We start from the raw sequence: 18185 nt of genomic DNA on the forward strand, positions 1-18185 counted from the left end.
CGCCCATCCTTACGGACGAGCGGGGCGTTTGGTTCCCTTCGGGTGCTTCGCTTTCGGACCGCTCAGCTGCCGCGCTTCTCGACGACGACCGTCTCGATGACGACGTCGTTCACCGGCCGCTTGTTGGGTCCGCTGACGGGGACGGCGGCGATGCTGTCCACGATCTTCTGGGCGGCCGGGTCGACGACCTCGCCGAAGATGGTGTGCTTGCGGTTGAGGTGCGGAGCGGGGTTGACCGTGATGAAGAACTGGGAGCCGTTGGTGCGGGGGCCGGCGTTGGCCATGGCGAGCAGGTAGGGGCGGTCGAAGCGCAGGTCGGGGTGGAACTCGTCCTCGAACTTGTAGCCGGGGCCGCCGATGCCGCTGCCGAGCGGGTCGCCGCCCTGGATCATGAAGCCGCTGATGACCCGGTGGAAGACCGTGCCGTCGTACAGCGGATCGGTGGAGACGGCGCCGGTGGCCGGGTGGGTCCACTCACGCTCACCCTGCGCCAGTTCGACGAAGTTCCTGACCGTCTTGGGCGCGTGGTTCGGGAAGAGCCGGACCTCGATGTCGCCGAGGCTGGTCTTCAGAGTGGCGTAGAGCTGCTCGGCCACGATCCGCCTTCCGTTGTGCTCGGATTCAGTGCCACGATCCTCGCACGGTACGGCAGGTCCGACGCCCGCTGGGAGTTTCCGGACCTGGATCCTCACGAATCACTTGCGGAACCCCTTCTGTCATGCGGGGGCGCGCGGCACCGATCCGTGGCATTGTCGTCGACAAGCCCCTCTTAGCTCTGGTTGCACCCGTATGCCCGTCCTCGCGCGCCGCCTGGCCCGTGGACAGGCATGATCCGTAAAAGGGTGGAAAGTCGAAATACCGTACGCCACCGAGGAGGAGGAAACCCGTGACCCGCAAAGACAGCGTGCGCGCCGCGACCAGTTCGGCGAAGGACAGCGTGCGGCACGCCGCGGAAGCGGTGGCACCCTACGCCGACACGGCCAAGGAGCGTGCCGCGTACTACGCGCAGGAGGCACGCGTACGGCTCGCGCCCGTGGTGTCGCAGGCCGCAGAGCAAGCCCGCGTCCAGTACGACGCCCGTCTCGTGCCGCGTCTGGAGCAGGCCCGCACCCATGTGCCGCCGAAGGTGGACCAGGCCGCGCACGATGCCGCCGACCTGACGCGCAAGGCGGCCCGGCAGGCAGCCGACTACTCGCGGCCGAGGTTCGAGCAGGCGGTGGCGGCGGCCGGTCCGGTCCGCGAGGAGGCCACCGCGCGGGGTGCCGCCGCGCTGGCCGCGCTGCGCGGCAATGTCTCGGCCGAGGAGATCGAGAAGCTGGCGCGCCGGAACCAGCGGCGCTCTGCGTGTGGCCGTGCGTTCAAGGCGTTCGCCGTGGTCGGCGTACTGGCCGGCGCGGCCTTCGCCGCCTGGAAGTGGTGGGACAAGCAGGCCAACCCCGACTGGCTGGTCGAGCCTCCCGTCGCCACGGAAGTCCCGGATCCGGGCCGTCTCGGCTCGGTGGACGGCAGCTCTCCCCTCGACCCCGAGGTCCAGGCCAAGGAGGCGGAGGAGCGGGGATCACGGTCCCGGGACGACAAGAACCGCTGAGCCCGGCGGTCGGCAGGGCGCCGTTTCACGTGAAACCAGACGCCTGACCGCGAGGCACACAAATAAACCCCTCTGACTGCTTTTACGCAGGTCAGAGGGGTTTTTTGTGGAGCCTAGGGGAGTCGAACCCCTGACATCCGCCATGCAAAGACGGCGCTCTACCAACTGAGCTAAGGCCCCGTACGGGAAGCAACCGGCCTAGCGGTGGATCCGCAGGGTCGGTGCCGCAGACCAGAGTACCGGGTCACCCCCCGTACCTCGCAAAAAGATTGGGGGTCCCCGCAGATGACCACTCTCCGTAAGATGCTCGACGGGGTTCGCTGTAGCGAACCGTGGTTTTTTTGGGGAAGCGATGGGGAGACGCAATGGACGCCGCACAGCAGGAAGCCACCGCCAGAGCGCGGGAGCTGCAGCGGAACTGGTACGGAGAGCCGTTGGGGGCGCTCTTCCGTAAGCTCATCGACGACCTGGGGCTCAACCAGGCACGTCTCGCGGCGGTCCTCGGACTGTCCGCACCCATGCTGTCGCAGCTGATGAGCGGACAGCGGGCGAAGATCGGCAACCCGGCCGTGGTCCAGCGGGTGCAGCTGCTCCAGGACCTCTCGGCGCAGGTCGCGGACGGCAGCGTGAGCGCGGCCGAGGCGACCGAGCGCATGGACGAGATCAAGAAGTCCCAGGGGGGCTCGGTGCTCAGCAACACCACTCAGACGACCAGCGGTTCGGGGGCGCCGACGGTCAAGCGGGTGGTCCGTGAGATCCAGTCGCTGCTGCGTTCGGTGGCTGCCGCCGGTGACATCATCGACGCGGCCGACACGCTTGCTCCGACCCACCCGGAGCTGGCGGAGTTCCTCCGGGTCTACGGTGCCGGCCGCACCTCGGACGCCGTCACGCACTACCAGTCGCACCAGAGCTGAGCCACGGCCCGGCGCACCGGAGGGGGTCCGGTGAACCGGGCGGGGCCCGGCCCTGGCAGAGGGGGTCACGCGAGAGGGGTCGTATCGCTCATCCGGGGGAAGCAAGGGGGGTAACAGGCAGGGGGTTGGCAGGGGGACAGAGGGGGAGGGCTACGGGCAGTCATGGGTGAGGTCTTCGCGGGCCGGTACGAACTGGCCGACCCGATCGGTCATGGCGGAGTGGGCGCCGTCTGGCGCGCCTGGGACCACCGGCGCAAGCGCTATGTGGCGGCCAAGGTGCTCCAGCAGAGCGACGCCCACGCGCTGCTGCGCTTCGTGCGGGAGCAGGCGCTGCGCATCGACCACCCCCATGTCCTGGCTCCGGCCAGTTGGGCCGCCGACGACGACAAGGTCCTGTTCACGATGGACCTGGTCGCCGGCGGCTCGCTGGTGCACCTCGTGGGGGACTACGGTCCCCTGCCCCCGCTGTTCGTCTGCACTCTCCTCGACCAGCTGCTCTCCGGCCTCGCCGCGGTGCACGCCGAGGACGTGGTCCACCGGGACATCAAGCCCGCGAACATCCTGCTGGAAGCGACCGGCACCGCCCGTCCCCGGCTGCGCCTGTCCGACTTCGGCATCGCCATGCGGCTCGGCGAGGCCCGGCTGACCGAGACCAACCTCGTGGTCGGTACGCCGGGTTACATCGCGCCCGAGCAACTCCTGGGCGCCGAGCCCGACTTCACGGCCGATCTGTTCGCCGTCGGCCTGGTCGCCCTGTATCTCCTCGAAGGCGCCAAGCCCGACGCCAAGGCGCTCGTCCAGTACTTCGCCGAACACGGCACCCCGGGAGCGCCCAAGGGCATCCCGGACCCGCTCTGGCAGGTCGTCGCCAGCCTCCTCCAGCCAGACCCCCGCGCCCGCTTCCACACCGCCACAGGAGCCCGCAAGGCCCTCGCCCAGGCCAGGGAACTCCTCCCGGAGACGGACGCCGACGACGACTCGATCGAGATCTTCGACCAACTGGGGCCACTGCCCAAGGGGTTCGGGCCCGATGGTCCGGTGCGGGCGGCTTCGGGGGGCGATACGGCTCGGGGGGCGACGGGGACTGCGGCAGGGCCTGGTACGCCGGGAGCGAGGTCAGCAGCGGAGGCAGCCGCCGCAGCGGCGCCGGGAGCGGCAGCCGGGGCCGCCCCGGGCCGCGTGACGGCTGGGGAATCGGCCGCCGGTACGGCAGGGACGACCACAGGGACGGGCTCGGAGGAGGCAGCCGAGGCGGGACCGGGTCCGGCGGCGGGCACGGGTGTGGGGGAAGGCACGGCGGGCACGGGTGCAGGGGCAGGTACGGCGGCGCCCGGGGCCCGGGTGGGAAGCGCTGACGGACCTCCGGCGGTCGACGCCGGCAGTACCGGAACCCCCTCGGCCCCCGTCTCCATGTCCGACACCGGCAGCTTCCGGCTCCCCCCGCCCCGGACGCCGGTCACCCCGGCCCCCGCCGCGGTGCAGCCCGGGCCGACACCGCCGTACCCGCCGTACGCCCAGCGGCAGCCGGTGCCGCAGCAGGCCGCCCCGGTCGCGCAGCCCCACACCCCGTGGCCGCCCGCGCAGCCACTCCCCCCGGCCGGGCCGGACACGGACACCACCACCACCGCCACCTACACCGCGCGTGACCCGCAGGCCCCGCCGCCGTCGGTCCGCACCCATGGCCGGCGCCGGCGGCGGGCACGTAGGCCCGGTCCTCCCGCCAGGGCGGCCGTGCCCATCCTTCTCCTCGCGCTGGCCTGTTACGCCGTCGGTTTCTGGGCGTTGGCCCGGATCTGAGCGCGCCGGGCGGTCAGCGTCCACACGCCCAGGACCAGCAGCAGGGCCGTGCCCGTGCCGATGCCGCCGACCGCGAGCGCCCGCATCGCCGTGTCGCCGTCACCGGCCGCGGTCCCGAGGCTCCCCCGGTCCGAGGACACGTCGAAGACGCCCTTCGGGACCGGCGAACCGGCGTACGCGGGGCCGGAGTTCGGGGTGCCGTCGACGCGGACATGGAGCGTGACGCCGTACGGCCCCTTACCGAAGGTGTCCGCGGTCTGCCCGGTGAGGTGGACGACGAGGTAGTAGGCACCGGCGAAGCGGACGGAGCTCTCCGCGCCGGAGACGGCGTACCGGTTGGCGTACGCCACGGGTGGCAGGGGTTCGAGGGAGGACGACTTCTGGGTGCCGTCGTAGCCGAGGGAGACGTCGTCGACGTAGCCGCGGACCGGGTTGTAGAGGGAGAGGTTGAGCGCGGCGCTGACATAGCCGTGAGCTTCGCCGCTGGTGCTGCCCAGGTCGACGGTGGCGTGCAGCTGCTGGCCCCAGTCCACCGGGACGGCGTAGTAGAGGGTCTGGCCGGGCGTGATGTCGGTCTGCCAGACGCCCTGGTCCAGGGTGCGGGCCGTGGCGAAGCCGGCGCCCGCGGTGCGGCGGCGGGGTTCTGCGGTGAGCGGCTCGGGCGACGCGGAGTTCCAGGCCTCGGGGGCGGTGGTGGCGCCGGCCTTGACCAGGGCCGGTTCGGTGACGGGGGCGATCTCCAGGTCCCAGCTGCCCGGGGTGGTGGTCCGCGAGCCGGACACGAGCCGTTCGACGACCACGTAGTAGGTGCCGGCGTCCTGGCACAGCGCCCTGCCCGCGTCCCGGCGCCCCACCGCCGTGACCGGCCGGGGGCTGAGCCCGGCACCGAAGCGGGCGCTGTCGTAGTCGCAGGCGGTGCCGTTGGCGTCCTCGATGGAGACCTCGATGCCGTCGCTGGCGGAGACGGTGGCGGTGGAGGGCGGAACGGCGGTGACGGGGACGTAGGACGTGGTGTCGGCGGCGAGTTCGAGGCGGAAGTACAGCCCGCCCTTGTCCGGGAGGGTGCTGCGGTAGGTCGTACCGGGCTCCAGCGGTACGGCGTCCGTGGTGCCCGTCGCGCCGGTGACCGTGCGGGCGTCGGGGGCGAAGGCGTATCCGCTGCCACCGTTCGCGGAGACACCGGAGGACTCGGCGGAAGCGGGGGCAGCGGAGGCGGCGCAGGCCGCCGAGGTCGGCAGCAGTGCCGTCAGTGCGAGGGCTGCCGTCGCGCCGATGCCCCGCCATGCCGCCGTACGCCACCGCCGTATCACGCGCGCCCCCCAGCCGTCGTTCGCCGGCCTCCGAAGTCCGGGACCGGCCGGCCCCATACTGCCCCGCGCGCCCTCGCGCCACCCGGGGATCCCCACGACCGTCCGAAACGCCCGCATCGCACCCCGGCCTGCCCGCCGACGCCGGCCTGCCCGCGCCCAGCCTGCCCGTCGACGCCAGCCTGTCCGCCCGCGCCCGCCCGCTTGTCCGTCGGCCTGCTCGTCCGTCTTGCCGTGCCGGGCCCGTCGGCCTGCCCGTCCGACCGTCGGCCGGTCAAGCCGCCCCGACAACGCCAGCCTGTCCGCCCGCGCCCGCCTGCTTGTCCGTCGGCCTGCTCGTCCGTCTTGCCGTGCCGGGCCCGTCGGCCTGCTCGTCCGTCCGTCGGCCGGTCAGGCCGCCCCGGCAACGCAAAACCCCGACCGCTCAGGCGGTCGGGGTCTCAGTGTCGTCTGTTGTCGGTACTCACGAACCCGTGGGCACGGAGTCAGTCGCCTCCGTCCACAGATCCTGCTCGGCGCGATCCGCCTGGATCTGGCGGTACACGAGGAGCCCGCCGATGGCGGCCAGTGCGACCAGGAGAAGCTTCTTCACCGCGCGACCTCGTCTCTTCCTTGACGTAGGGGACCTCTGGCGCCCGACTATACACACCGACCGATATCGATCGGTGACCTGGCATCCGACCCCAACTCCGGTCCGCCACAAGGCGTTGCACAAGGTCGGACCACTCCGATCGGAGGGTGATCACACCTCCACGGACGGTTACTTTGCTCCCTCTCGACTCCTTTCACGGCTCTTTCTTGGGATTTTTCCCACTCCATGCACCCATCCGTGTGGTGTTCATCAGAACATCGACGCGCCACAGTCCGACGTCCCCCACTTCGCGACGCCCATACACATCATGAGGAAAGTACGCAAATCGCCCAACCCGAAAGTGAGGGGCCATGGCCCGGAACGCCCAGGTCACGAAGCTGTGGACCGCCATCGTCACCGCCTTCCTCGCGCTGTGCACGGCGCTCGGATTCGTCTCCGCCACCACCGCCGCCGCAGTACCGCAGACCGAGACCCCGCGCAACAGCACCGGTGACGACCACAGCACGGGCCGGGTGATGATCCCGGCACAAAGCCACTGGCTCTGGTCCCACGCCAGGTCCCTGCCGCCCACGATGAAGCAGCGCATCCGGGCCGAGGCCCACGGCAAGACCCCCAGCTGCCGCCAGCACCCCCTGGACACCACCGAGTCCGAGAACCCGGCAGAGCCCCCCGCGGCACCGCTCGACTGCTGACCCCTCCGGTACAGACGGCTCGGACGCAACGGCGCAAGGGCGACTTGCGTACGTACCAGCGCCTACTGCGACAACAGACCCGCGACCGGGATCGATCCGGCCGCGGGCCTCCGCACGTCCATGGAATGGACGGAACGGCTCGACTCCTCAACTCCTCTTAAGGAGTCGTAGGCTGAATCATGTGCCCAAGGCCTACGAGGAGATCGCCGACGACCTCCGGCGTGCCATCCGGAACGGTGAGCTCAAGCCCGGTGCCCGGCTTCCCTCCGAGGCGGAGCTGGCCCGGCAGCACGGCCGTAGCGTACCCACGATCCAGAACGCGCTGCGGCTGCTCAGCGCCGAGGGCCTGATCGACAAGCGGCACGGCAGCGGCACCTTCGTGCGCCGCCCGCGCACCCGCGCGATCCGCGACAACGAACGGCACCAGTGGGAGAAGGACCGCGCCCGGATGCCGGAGGCCACCCGGGCCCAGACCGGCGCGACCGAGCGCGAGACCGGCCTGGTCAGCGGCGACCTGGTCTTCTTCGCACGCTACCGCGAGCTGACCGCGCCCAGCGACCTCGCCGACGCGTTCGGAGTACCGGAGGGCACTGTGCTCCTCGAACGCACCTACCGGACCTGGCACTCCGCCGAGACCGCCCCCTTCAACCTGGTGACCTCCTACCTGGTCCGCGACATGATCGCGGCCAACCCGGATCTCCTGGACGAGACCAACGAGCCCTGGCCGGGCGGCACCCAGAACCAGCTCCACACCGTCGGCATCGAGGTCGACCGCGTCGAGGAGCGCTTCACCGCCCGCCCGCCGACGCCCGAGGAGGCCCGGGAGCTGGACCTGCCGGCCGGCACCTCGGTGATCCTGCTGCGCAAGACGTCGTACGACATCCGCGACCGCATCGTGGACATCACCGCCGTCACGCTCCCCGGCGACCGCACCGAACTGCTTTTCACCACACACCTCGAAAGGTGGTGAGCGCTGCCGTGACCCGGCGCATCACCGTCGTCACCGCGGTCCACGCGCCGTCGGCCCGCTTCCTGCCCGAGGCCTACAGGTCACTGTGCGAGCAGCGACTGCCCGAGGGGTGGGAGTGGCAGTGGCTGATCCAGGAGGACGGAGACGGAGACGGGGTCCGCGCCTATGTGCCCGACGACGCGCGGGTGTCGTTCGGGCGGGGCCGCGCCGGTGGTCCCGGGGTCGCGCGCACCCTCGCACTGGCCCGGGCGGAGGGCTCGTACATCAAGGTCCTCGACGCCGACGACCAGCTCACACCGGGTGCGCTGGCCCGTGACCTGGCCGCGCTGGAGGGCCGCCCGGACATCGGCTGGGCCACCTCACGGGCCCTGGACCTGCTGCCGGACGGTTCCACGGCCGGTTTCCCGGGCGACCCGGAGGAGGGTCCGGTCGAGCGCGGGACGGTGCTCGGCCACTGGACGGCGCACGACTTCCGCGCCCAGGTCCATCCGGCCACCCTCTTCGTCCGCCGCGAACTGCTGCTCGCTCTGGGCGGCTGGATGGCGCTGCCCGCCTCCGAGGACACCGGGCTGCTGCTCGCCCTCGACGCCGTGAGCCGGGGCTGGTTCTCGGCAGAGGTCGGGCTGCTCTACCGCAAGTGGGAGGGCCAGGCCACCGGCCGCCCCGCACACACCGACCCGGTGGAACGGGAGGCCCGCATGACGGTCGTGGCGGCACGGGCACGGGCCCTGGCAGAGTTCGGCTGGCGGTACGGCTGACCTACCCGGCAGGGCTCAGCGTCGCCGCGTCCACGCGCGAGAACACCAGGTCGCTCTCCTCGGTCACCGGGCGCTCCCAGCGGACCGGGACCACCGGTTCGCCGTACAGGGCGCGGGGGTAGCTGTCGACCGCGTAGCTGTTGGCGAGCCGGTAGACGTGGTAGCCGGCGTCGGTCATGGTGCGCAGCAGGTCGTCCGCGGAGTCGCCCAGCTGGGCCATCCGGTCGGGGGTGACCTCTACGGTGATCTCGGCGTCCGGGCGCAGCTTCTCCAGCAGGGGGGCGAGCCCGCGCACCACCGCGCCCTCGGCGCCCTCCACGTCGATCTTGACGACCCGCGCGGTCTCGATCTCCTCCGGCCGGAGCAGTTCGGGCAGCGGCACGGCCTCGATGTCGAAGCTGGACTCGGCCGGGCCGTCCCACGGGACGATGCTGTTGGCGCCCATGTTGCGGGAGCTGGCGAGCACGAAGGTCAGGGTGCGGTGGGCGTCGGAGACGGCGGCGTTGACCGCGCGGATGTTCCGGCAGCCGTTGAGCGCGCTCTGCTGTTCGAGGCGGCGGTGGAAGGCGGGGGAGGCCTCGACGGCCACGACCCGGCCCTGCTCTCCGACCAGCTGGGAGGCGAGGACGCTGAAGACGCCGATGTTGGCGCCGACGTCGACGAAGCAGTCCCCCGGCGCCAGCCGCCCGCGCAGCCAGCGGGTCATGTGCGGCTCCCACACCCCGAAGAGGTAGAGGTAGCGCTGGATGAGGTCCTGGGTGTCGACCGCGAACCGGGCGCCGGAGAGCGTCTCGACGACCCGCCGCCGGGGGTGGTCGCGCAGGTAGGGGTTGAGCGCGCGGGCCGCGAGGGTCTTGCCCCAGGGGCCGGGGAAGTCGCGGACGTAGCGGCGGCCGAGGGTGGCCAGGAGTTCGGTGGGGCTGGTGGGGCTGGTGCGGCTGGTGCTCATCCGCTAGTCGGTGACCCTTCGGCCGTCGATCCGGATCGCCTGCGACGGGCAGCGCTCGGCGATGTCCCGGATCAGTTCGTCGTCGTCCCCGGACTCCTCCCGTCCGGGCAGGACGAAACCGTACCCGTCCTCGAATCCGAACACAGCGGGTGCCCGGAAGGCACACTCACCCGACCCGTAACAGACGTCGGCGTCGACGGAGACCTTCATGGCAGGTCCCCTGCCCACCGGGCGGCCCGCTGAACCGGCCGGGGCCGTGGCGGGGCCGTGGCGGGGCCGTCGGGCTATGTGAAGGGCAGCTCCAGCATCCGGATCGCGTTGCCGCGCAGCAGCTTGTAGGCGACCTCCGGGGCGAGGCCGCCCACGTGTTCCTGGGCCACCCGCTTGGTCTCCGGCCAGGTCGAGTCGACGTGCGGGTAGTCCGTCTCGAACGTCGCGTTGTCCACGCCGATCGTCTCGATCGCCTCGATGCCGTGCCGGTCGCGGAAGAAGCAGCAGAAGATCTGCCGGTAGTAGTACGTCGAGGGCGGCTCGGGGATCAGGTCCTTCACCCCGCCCCAGGCGCGGTGCTCCTCCCAGACGTCGTCGGCGCGCTCCAGGGCGTACGGGATCCAGCCCATCTGGCCCTCGCTGTACGCGAGTTTCAGCCGGGGGAACTTCACCAGGACCCCCGAGAAGAGGAAGTCCATCATCGAGGCCATGGCGTTGTTGAAGCTGAGCGAGGCCTGGACGGCGGGCGGGGCGTCCGGGGAGGCGGCCGGCATCTGGGAACTCGACCCGATGTGCATGTTGACGACCGTCCCGGTCTCCTCGCAGACCGCGAAGAACGGGTCCCAGTAGCCGGAGTGGATGGACGGCAGGCCCAGGTAGGTCGGGATCTCGCTGAAGGTGACCGCCCGGACGCCCCGCTCGGCGTTGCGCCGGATCTCGGCGACGGCCAGGTCGATGTCCCACAGGGGGATCAGGCACAGCGGGATCAGCCGGCCGGCGCTGTCCCCGCACCACTCCTCGACCATCCAGTCGTTGTAGGCGCGGACACAGGCCAGCGCGACCTCCTTGTCCTTGGCCTCGGCGAAGGTCTGCCCGCAGAAGCGGGGGAAGGTCGGGAAGCAGAGGGAGGCCTCGACATGGTTCATGTCCATGTCCTCCAGGCGGGCCTTGGGGTCCCAGCAGCCGCGCCGCATCTGCTCCCTGGTGATGCCGTCGAGCGTCATCTCGTCCCGGGAGAAGCCGACGGCGGCGATGATGCGCTTGTACGGGAAGAGCAGGCCCTCGTACTCCCACCAGTCGGTGATCTGGCCCTCGGGGTCGGTGGTGAAACGGTACTTGCCGCCGACGTAGGCGAGTTCGCCGATGCCGGCGGTGAAGGGCTTGGGCCCCTTGTCGCGGTACTTGCCCGGCAGCCACCGCTCGAAGAGGTGTGCGGGCTCGATCACGTGGTCGTCCACGCTGATCACCCTGGGCAGATCCTGGGTGCCGGTCGCGTGCTCTGCCATGCCTACCCCCTGCTGCCTGCGGAGTTCCGAATTTATCTGACGGTCCATCAGATAAGCCGTCGGCATTCAGGCTAGGCCCAGGAGCCTGCACCAGCAAGGCCCGCCACATCCCGCGCCCCACCCGGACACCCCCGCCTCTCGAGGCACGGCCCCTTCTCCGAGTTCGCTCCGCCCTCCCTCTTGCGACGCGCGCCGCCTTCCGCTGAACTGACGGTTCGTCAGGTCGGTTCGGGGTCCGGGGAGGGTGCGGGATGCGATCAGCCTTGCTGAGCGGTGCCGAATGGTTCGCGGTACTCCGCATCGGGCTCGGTCTGTGGTGGCTGGAGAGCTGGCGGCACAAGGACAAGAAGCAGTGGTTCGGCGGCGGAGGCATCCGGTGGGCGGCCGGTGTCGCGGAGAAGCACCGCTGGCCGGTGGTCCGGCGGGGCTTCGACACCGTCGTCGCGCCCCGCCCCCGGCTGATGGCCTACGTCGTGGCGTACGCGGAGCTCGCCCTGGGCCTCGGCCTGGTCTCCGGCTTCCTCACGCCGATCGCGCTGGTGGCCGGGTTCCTGCTCAACCTGGTCTACCTGGTCCTGATGATCCACGACTGGGCCGAACAGGGGCAGAACCTGATGATGGCCCTGATCTCCGTCGTCGGCCTGTTCGCCGTCAGCTGGCAGAGCTGGTCGGTGGACTCGGCACTGGGCCTGTTCGGCTAGCCGACACGCTTCGGGAGGCGGGGCCCCTGGGGGAGCTCCCGCAATGAGGGGCCCGCGATGAGGCGCCCCCGAAGGGGCGCGGGGCTGTTTCTGATATGCGGCTACCGCCGCGTGGGCGCGACCAGCCCCCACTCACCCGCAGCGACCCTCTGCCCCATCACCGCACTCCCAGCGAAGAGGCACAGCTGATGACCGACCCCTCGAAGTCCCCCTCGGATTCCCCCTCGCCGGACACCTTGAGGAAGCTGCACTCGGCGCGCGCCCGCAGCGCGTACGAGCGCGCGGTGGCCGCCTGCCGGCACGCGGGGATCGACCCCGAAGCGGCACAGACCGTCCCGACCGGTCCGGTGGGCCGGGCCGCGAACGCGCTCCGGCTGTCGGCCCGGTCGCTCACCGCCCTGGCCGGCACCGCACCCGATCCGGCGGCGGACGCCCGCTGCGCCCGCAACGCCGCCGCCACCGCGGCGCTGGCCGCGCAGGTGGCCGGTTCCCTGGACGAGCGCGCCGAGACGGCGACGGCCCTGCGTACCGCCCTCACCGCATCCCGGGCGGCCGCGACGGCGGCCGGCGGCACGGCGGCGGGACGGGACGCGGCTCTGAACGCGAAGGCCGACGAAGCGGAGGAACGCGCGGCCGCGGCGGCCCGCACGGCGGGCTGGATGTGATCCCGTGCCGTTCGGCACCGGTCCCTCCCCACGTGGGGACCGGTGCCGAACGGCGCGGGTGGTGTCGGGCCGCGCACTGAAACCGGTTACCTGCTCAGTGCGCGGAAGCAGCTCGTGTCGTACGGCCACTCCGGCGGAAGGCCGCCGGTCGAAGGTGACCGAGAACATGCGGTGCCGTGAGCTGTCTCTGCGAGTGCTGAGCTGGTCGGCCGGTCGGGGCGATGCCCGATCACCGCGGTGCTGCGGCGAAATCCTGCCAGTCGAGGAGTCCCTCTGAGGAGGGCAGGACGTCCGGTCCAGGGCTTCGCCGCAGGTCAGCCGTATAAAGTGAGTTTTCCGGTCCGGATGGCCAGTAGCGGGGAAAGTAAGGGGTGGAGAGCTTTGGGTCCCGACGCAGGGGCACGTACAGCCTTCGCGGAACGCCTCGCGTTGCTGTACAAGGAGGCCGGTAATCCTCCGCTCAAACGCGTCGCCGAAGCGGTCGACCGGCTGCATCGCGTCGACGAGCGGGGCCGGCCCGTGCGGGTCTCCGCGCAGCGGATCAGCGACTGGCGGCGGGCGAAGAACGTGCCCGCCCAGTTCGTCGCCCTCTCCGCCGTCCTGCAGGTCCTGATTCCGCAGGCTCGCCGCGCCCAGCCGGTGCCGGTGTCCGGCGGGCTCTACGACATGACCCAGTGGCAGAAACTGTGGGAGCGGGCCGTGGCCGACCCGGTCGGCGAGCTGCCCGCACCGGAAGCGGCCGAGGAGACGGACCAGCCGCCGCCGGTCGACAGCGTCTGCCCGTACCGGGGTCTGGCCTCCTACCGTCGTGAGGACGCCCGCTGGTTCTTCGGCCGGGAGCGCAGCACCGACGCGCTGGTCGCCCAGCTCCGTTCCGCCGAGGCGGCCGGCGGTCTGGTGATGCTGGTCGGCGCCTCGGGTGCGGGAAAGTCCTCACTGCTGAACGCCGGCCTGGTCACCGCACTGCAGAGCGGCGCCCTGACCGATGGCGAGGGCCGCCCGCACCACATCCTTCAACTCGTCCCGGGCGCGGACCCCGTGAAGGAGCTGATCCGCCGAATACCCGAACTGGCCGAGCTGGCAGACCCCGACGATCCGGACGCCGTACGACAGGCGATCACGGCCTGGACCCGACGCGAAACCGAGCCCGCGCCGACCAAGTCCGTGCCGACCAAGTCCGGGTCGACCGTGGCCGGATCGGCCATTGCCGGGTCGACCGACGCCGGATCGAATGACGCCGCGCCCGCCGACGCTGTACCCACCGCGGCCGGGTCGACCGTCGATGTTTCACGTGAAACATGGCGCCTCTCAAAGCGCGATCCAGCCCGTCCAGTCCTCATCGTCGACCAGTTCGAGGAGACCTTCACCCTCTGCACCGACGAGGCGGACCGGCGCACCTTCGTCCAGTTCCTGCACACGGCCAGCACCCCCGCCGCCTCCGGCGAACCGGCCCCCGCCCTGGTGGTCCTCGGTATCCGTGCCGACTTCTACGAACAGTGCCTCGGCTACCCGGAGCTGGCCGACGCGCTCCAGCACCGGCACATGGTGCTCGGCCCGCTGACCACCGCCGAGCTGCGCGAGGCGGTGGCCGCTCCCGCCAAGGCCGTGGGCCTGGAGCTGGAGCCCGGCCTCTCCGAGCTGATCGTCCGGGAGGTGAGCGCGGACGGTCCGCGGGGTGCCCATGACGCCGGTGTCCTCCCCCTCCTCTCCCACGCCCTGCTCGCCACCTGGCAGCGCCGCAAGGCGGGCCGGCTGACGCTGGCCGGCTACCGGGCCGCCGGCGGCATCCAGGGCGCCGTCGCCGCGACCGCGGAACGCGCCTGGTCCAGCCTGGACCCGGCCGCCCGCACCGCCGCCCGGCTGCTCCTGCTCCGCCTGGTACGGCTCGGCGAGGACACGCAGGCGACCCGCAGACGTGGCACCCGGCGCCAGCTGGCCGCGGAATCCACCGACCCGAACAAGACGGAGGAGTCACTCGAAGCCCTGGTCCAGGCCCGGCTGGTGACCCTCGACGCCGACACCGTGGAGATCACCCACGAGGCGTTGCTGCACGCCTGGCCCCGGCTGCGCGAGTGGCTCGACGAGGACCGCAACGGCAATCTGCTGCGGCAGCGCCTGGCGGAGGACGGCCGGGCCTGGGACGAGTCGAGCCACGACTCGTCCCTGCTCTACCGCGGTTCACGGCTCGAACAGGCCCACACCTGGGCGAAGTCGGCCGGGGACACCTACCTGACCCGCAGCGCGGTGGAGTTCCTGGCGGCCTCGGTACGGCTGCGCCGACGCACGGTGTGGCTCAGCCGGGCCGCCGTGTCGGCGCTGGTCGTGCTCGCGGTACTGGCCGCCGGCTCCGCCGTGATCGCCCGGCAGCAGCGGGACGCCGCGGTGTTCGAGCAGGTGGTCGCGGAGGCCGACCGCTTCCAGTACTCGGACCCGTCGCTGTCCGCCCAGCTCGACCTGGTGGCCCACGACCTGCGCCCGGACGACGAGGGCGCCAACAACCGCCTGATATCCATCGTCAACGCCCCGCTGGCCACCCCGCTGCTCGGCCACACCGGCGCCGTCTACCTCACCTCCTTCAGCCCCGACGGCAAGATCCTGGCCACGGCCGCCTACGACCGCACGGTCCGGCTGTGGGACGTGAGTGACCCGACGCGGCCGAAGGCCCTGGGCAAGCCCCTGCTCGGCCACACGAGCTGGGTCTCCAGCGCGGTCTTCAGCCCGGACGGCAAGACGCTGGCCAGCGCCGGCGACGACGGCACCGTACGGCTGTGGGACGTCTCCGACCCGAAGCACCCCGCCTCCCTGGGCTCCCCGCTGGCCGGCCGCGACGGCACCATCTACCTCGTCGCCTTCAGCCCGGACGGCCGTACCCTGGCCGCCGCCGACGAGGACCACACCGTCCGGCTCTGGGATGTGCACGACCCGCGCCACCCCGCTTCGCTGGGCCCCCTCACCGGCCACACCGAGGCCGTACGCTCCATCGCGTTCAGCCCCGACGGCCGCACCCTCGCGGCCGGCAGCGACGACAACTCGATCCTCCTGTACGACGTCTCCGACCCCCGGCGCCCCGAGCGCGTCGGCGCTCCGCTGACCGGGCACACCGCGACCGTGCACTCGGTGGCCTTCAGCCCGGACGGCCGCACCCTCGCCAGCGGCAGCAAGGACGACACCGTACGGCTGTGGGACGTCTCGGACCGGACGCGTGCCAAGGCCCTCGGCGCGCCGCTCACCGGCCATACCGGGCCCGTGTGGTCGGTGGCCTTCAGCCCCGACGGTTCCATGCTCGCCGCGGGCAGCGCGGACTCCACGGCCAGCCTGTGGAACGTCGACAACCCGGCCTTCCCCTCCCAGGTCGGCGAGCCGCTCGCGGGCAGCAGCGGCGAGATGTACGCCGTCGGCTGGAGCCCCGACGGTCAGACCCTCGCCACCGGCAGCGGTGACGGCAAGGTGCGCCTGTGGTCGATCCCGGGTTCGGACATGATCGGCGCGGCGGGGGCGTTCAGCCCGGACGGCCGCGTCCTGGCCACCGGCGGCGGTGACAGCAGGATGCGGCTGTGGAACATCACGGACCCGGCCCGGCCCACCGCGCTCGGCGAACCCTTCACGACCGGGTCGCGGGACCTGCGCTCGATGGTGTTCACCCGGGACGGCCACACCCTGATCATCCTGACCAGCGAGGACAACCTCAGCTGGGTGCAGCTGTGGAACGTCTCCGACCCCGCGCACCCCGCCCAGTACGGTGCGCCGGTGCGGCTGAACACCCGGTACGCGGGCTCCGAGGCACTGGCGCTGAGCCCCGACGGGCGCACCGTGGCCGCCGACTACGACGACCGCACGGTCCAGCTCCTGGACATCAGCGACCCGGCCCACCCCAAGCGCCTCGGCGAGCCCCTGCGGGGCCACACCGGTTACGTCAACGCGCTCGTCTTCAGCCCGGACGGCAGGACCCTGGCCAGCGGCAGCGCGGACGGCACCGTACGCCTCTGGAACGTCTCCGACCGGACCCGTGCCAGGCCCCTGGGCGCCCCCCTCAAGGGCCACCTGGGCCCCATCAACACCCTCGCCTACAGCCCCGACGGGCGCACCCTGGCCAGCGGCAGCGACGACGACACGGTCCGCCTCTGGAACGTCTCCGATCCCGCGCACGCGACCCGGCTGGGCGTGGTCCTCACCGGCCACACCGAGGCGGTCGTCTCCCTGACCTTCAGCCGGGACGGCAGGACGCTGGCCAGTGGCGGCAACGACAACACGGTCCGCCTCTGGAACGTGTCGTCCCCGTCCTCGGCCCATCCCATCGGCCAGTCCATGAGTCCCAACGCCAAGACGGGCAACTTCCTCTCCTTCAGCCCGCGGAGCAACATGCTGGGCGTCTCCAGCGGCGCCGACACGGTCCGCCTGTGGAGCCTGGACGTCGACCAGGCGGTCACCCGCATCTGCTCGGTCACCCGCGACGTCCTGACGCCCGCCAAATGGCGCGAGTACCTCCCCCGCCTCGCCTACGACCCGCCCTGCGAAGCCTGATCCACCCCCACCCCTGACCGCCTTTGAGTGATCCCGATCACAACTGCTCATGACGGCCGAGAAGTTGACTCCCACCGCACAGGCCACCTTGTTAGGCTGGTCGTAGCCCGGTCGCTGGTGCATCCCCCGTCGCCAGCGATCGGGCCTTTTCATGCCCTGCCGCATGAACCACACCCCATGGCACCAGGCTCCATGAACGTAAAAGACCCCCGATCCATCCGGACCGGGGGTCTTCGTGCTGGTGGGGCTAACAGGATTTGAACCTGTGGCCTCATCCTTATCAGGGATGCGCTCTAACCAACTGAGCTATAGCCCCGCCGCGCTCTGCGGTGTGTGTCCCGCGCGCTGACTCCTGAAGATTAGCGCACGACCGGGGCAGTCCCAAAATCGGTTGTCGGGGGAGCGTCAGGAGAGGTTTGAACTCCGGTTACTCGTCCTCGGCCAAGGTCAGCTCGATGCCGCCGACGAAGCCGGCGGAGAGGTTGTAGATGAACGCGCCGAGGGTCGCCAGCGCCGTCGCGAGGACGACGTCGATGACCGCGATGATCGCCGTGAACGTCAGGACGTGCGGCAGAGAGAGGAACGACTGGAGGTCGAAGCCGTTCGACTCGTTCGAACCGGTGGCCTCCGAGATGGTGCCGCCGACCGTCGAGAACACGCCCATCGCGTCCAGGACCATCCACAGCACCGCCGCCGCCACGATCGAGCAGATGCCCAGCGCGATGGAGAGCAGGAAGCTGACCTTCATCACCGACCAGGGGTCGGCCTTGGCGACCCGCAGCCGGGCCTTGCGGGTGCGCGGGGCGGTGCGCGTACCGGCGCCGGTACGCGGCCGCCGTACGGCCCCCGAGGGCGCCTGTGCGGCCTGCGCGGGCTGCCCCGCCGGGTAGGCCTGCGGCGGGTGGTAGGGCCCGGCGGGCTGCTCGGCTCGCCGTTCCCCGGGCAGCGGGGACGCGCCCTGCTGCTGCGGCTGCGCGGGCGCCGGCCGGTCGCCCGGCGCGGCCTGCCCTCGGGTGTCGGTCACAGATCCCCCCTGCGATCCCTGGGCGTCCGGCGCGGGCGCCTTCGCGGGCACCTTGATCGCCTTCAGCTGGGTCGTGTGCGTGTCCGCCTGCTGCGGCGCCGCACCGTCCCCGTCGGACGCGGCGGAGCCACGGCCGCCGCCGTCCGCATCCGTACCCGTCGAGGTACCGGCCGATCCGGCGCCCGTGGCTCCGCTCACGATGACTCTCTCC

General features: G+C 71.6%; 16 protein-coding genes and 2 tRNA genes. 9 read left to right on the plus strand and 9 right to left on the minus strand.

The genetic code is table 11. The annotated features are described in order from the left end of the window. Positions 1-62: 62 nt before the first annotated feature. Positions 63-596 carry a peptidylprolyl isomerase gene (locus tag SSP29_RS11385; RefSeq protein WP_089100433.1) on the minus strand — a complete coding sequence of 178 codons (534 nt, stop codon included), beginning with the start codon at positions 594-596 and terminating at the stop codon, positions 63-65. Between the two features lie 290 nt (positions 597-886). Here SSP29_RS11385 and SSP29_RS11390 point away from each other — a divergent pair, with 290 nt between their 5' ends. Beyond that, positions 887-1588 carry a DUF5324 family protein gene (locus SSP29_RS11390; protein WP_089100434.1) on the plus strand — a complete coding sequence of 234 codons (702 nt, stop codon included), beginning with the start codon at positions 887-889 and terminating at the stop codon, positions 1586-1588. A 107-nt stretch (positions 1589-1695) separates the two neighbouring features. Here SSP29_RS11390 and SSP29_RS11395 read toward each other — a convergent pair. Beyond that, positions 1696-1768 (minus strand) — tRNA-Ala (locus tag SSP29_RS11395). 185 nt (positions 1769-1953) lie between these two features. Here SSP29_RS11395 and SSP29_RS11400 point away from each other — a divergent pair. Together SSP29_RS11400 and SSP29_RS11405 are read left to right on the plus strand one after the other, a co-directional pair. Further along, positions 1954-2502, plus strand: a complete 549-nt coding sequence (locus tag SSP29_RS11400) for a helix-turn-helix domain-containing protein (protein ID WP_089100435.1) — start codon at positions 1954-1956, stop codon at positions 2500-2502. Between the two features lie 162 nt (positions 2503-2664). Beyond that, entirely contained in the window at positions 2665-4299 is a 1635-nt protein-coding gene (locus SSP29_RS11405) for a serine/threonine-protein kinase (protein WP_089100436.1), read from the plus strand. On the opposite strand, the gene SSP29_RS11410 is transcribed toward SSP29_RS11405, so the two are convergent. Then, the gene (locus SSP29_RS11410; RefSeq protein WP_150133952.1) at positions 4263-5609 is read right to left on the minus strand and encodes a hypothetical protein; all 1347 of its coding nucleotides are present in this window, start codon (positions 5607-5609) and stop codon (positions 4263-4265) included. The two genes, SSP29_RS11405 and SSP29_RS11410, sit on opposite strands and share 37 nt — an antisense overlap. A gap of 460 nt (positions 5610-6069) precedes the next feature. After that, the gene (locus tag SSP29_RS59320) at positions 6070-6198 is read right to left on the minus strand and encodes a DLW-39 family protein (protein ID WP_003999697.1); all 129 of its coding nucleotides are present in this window, start codon (positions 6196-6198) and stop codon (positions 6070-6072) included. A 350-nt stretch (positions 6199-6548) separates the two neighbouring features. Here SSP29_RS59320 and SSP29_RS11425 point away from each other — a divergent pair, with 350 nt between their 5' ends. The 3 genes from SSP29_RS11425 to SSP29_RS11435 all read left to right on the plus strand — a co-directional run bounded on the left by SSP29_RS11425 (position 6549) and on the right by SSP29_RS11435 (position 8618). Further along, a complete protein-coding gene (locus SSP29_RS11425; RefSeq protein WP_089100438.1) occupies positions 6549-6890 on the plus strand; it encodes a DUF6344 domain-containing protein in 342 nt (113 codons plus the stop codon). Positions 6891-7071: 181 nt separating this feature from the next. Then, entirely contained in the window at positions 7072-7860 is a 789-nt protein-coding gene (locus tag SSP29_RS11430; protein WP_089100439.1) for a GntR family transcriptional regulator, read from the plus strand. Then, a complete protein-coding gene (locus SSP29_RS11435; RefSeq protein WP_438363785.1) occupies positions 7857-8618 on the plus strand; it encodes a glycosyltransferase family 2 protein in 762 nt (253 codons plus the stop codon). Before SSP29_RS11430 ends, SSP29_RS11435 begins: the two co-directional genes overlap by 4 nt. A 1-nt stretch (position 8619) precedes the next feature. Here SSP29_RS11435 and SSP29_RS11440 read toward each other — a convergent pair whose 3' ends face one another. The 3 genes from SSP29_RS11440 to SSP29_RS11450 form a co-directional block, all read right to left on the minus strand. After that, complete coding sequence (locus SSP29_RS11440; protein ID WP_089100441.1) at positions 8620-9567, minus strand: FkbM family methyltransferase; 948 nt, start codon at positions 9565-9567, stop codon at positions 8620-8622. 3 nt (positions 9568-9570) lie between these two features. Then, the gene (locus tag SSP29_RS11445; protein ID WP_089100442.1) at positions 9571-9777 is read right to left on the minus strand and encodes a ferredoxin; all 207 of its coding nucleotides are present in this window, start codon (positions 9775-9777) and stop codon (positions 9571-9573) included. A gap of 74 nt (positions 9778-9851) precedes the next feature. Beyond that, the gene (locus SSP29_RS11450) at positions 9852-11063 is read right to left on the minus strand and encodes an amidohydrolase family protein (RefSeq protein ID WP_089100443.1); all 1212 of its coding nucleotides are present in this window, start codon (positions 11061-11063) and stop codon (positions 9852-9854) included. Between the two features lie 251 nt (positions 11064-11314). On the opposite strand from SSP29_RS11450, the gene SSP29_RS11455 reads away from it, so the two are divergent. The 3 genes from SSP29_RS11455 (at position 11315) to SSP29_RS11465 (ending at position 16950) form a co-directional block, all read left to right on the plus strand. Further along, entirely contained in the window at positions 11315-11764 is a 450-nt protein-coding gene (locus SSP29_RS11455; protein WP_089100444.1) for a DoxX family membrane protein, read from the plus strand. A 188-nt stretch (positions 11765-11952) separates the two neighbouring features. Continuing rightward, positions 11953-12429 carry a hypothetical protein gene (locus tag SSP29_RS11460; protein WP_089100445.1) on the plus strand — a complete coding sequence of 159 codons (477 nt, stop codon included), beginning with the start codon at positions 11953-11955 and terminating at the stop codon, positions 12427-12429. Between the two features lie 345 nt (positions 12430-12774). Continuing rightward, positions 12775-16950, plus strand: coding sequence for an nSTAND1 domain-containing NTPase (locus SSP29_RS11465; protein ID WP_089100446.1), 4176 nt, complete (start codon positions 12775-12777; stop codon positions 16948-16950). Positions 16951-17189: 239 nt separating this feature from the next. On the opposite strand, the gene SSP29_RS11470 is transcribed toward SSP29_RS11465, so the two are convergent. Together SSP29_RS11470 and SSP29_RS11475 are read right to left on the minus strand one after the other, a co-directional pair. Continuing rightward, positions 17190-17266: transfer RNA gene (locus SSP29_RS11470), tRNA-Ile, on the minus strand. 111 nt (positions 17267-17377) lie between these two features. Continuing rightward, a complete protein-coding gene (locus SSP29_RS11475) occupies positions 17378-18172 on the minus strand; it encodes a DUF3566 domain-containing protein (protein WP_089100447.1) in 795 nt (264 codons plus the stop codon). Positions 18173-18185: the final 13 nt, after the last annotated feature.

This window comes from Streptomyces hyaluromycini (genome assembly GCF_002217755.1).
Classification (GTDB): domain Bacteria; phylum Actinomycetota; class Actinomycetes; order Streptomycetales; family Streptomycetaceae; genus Streptomyces; species Streptomyces hyaluromycini.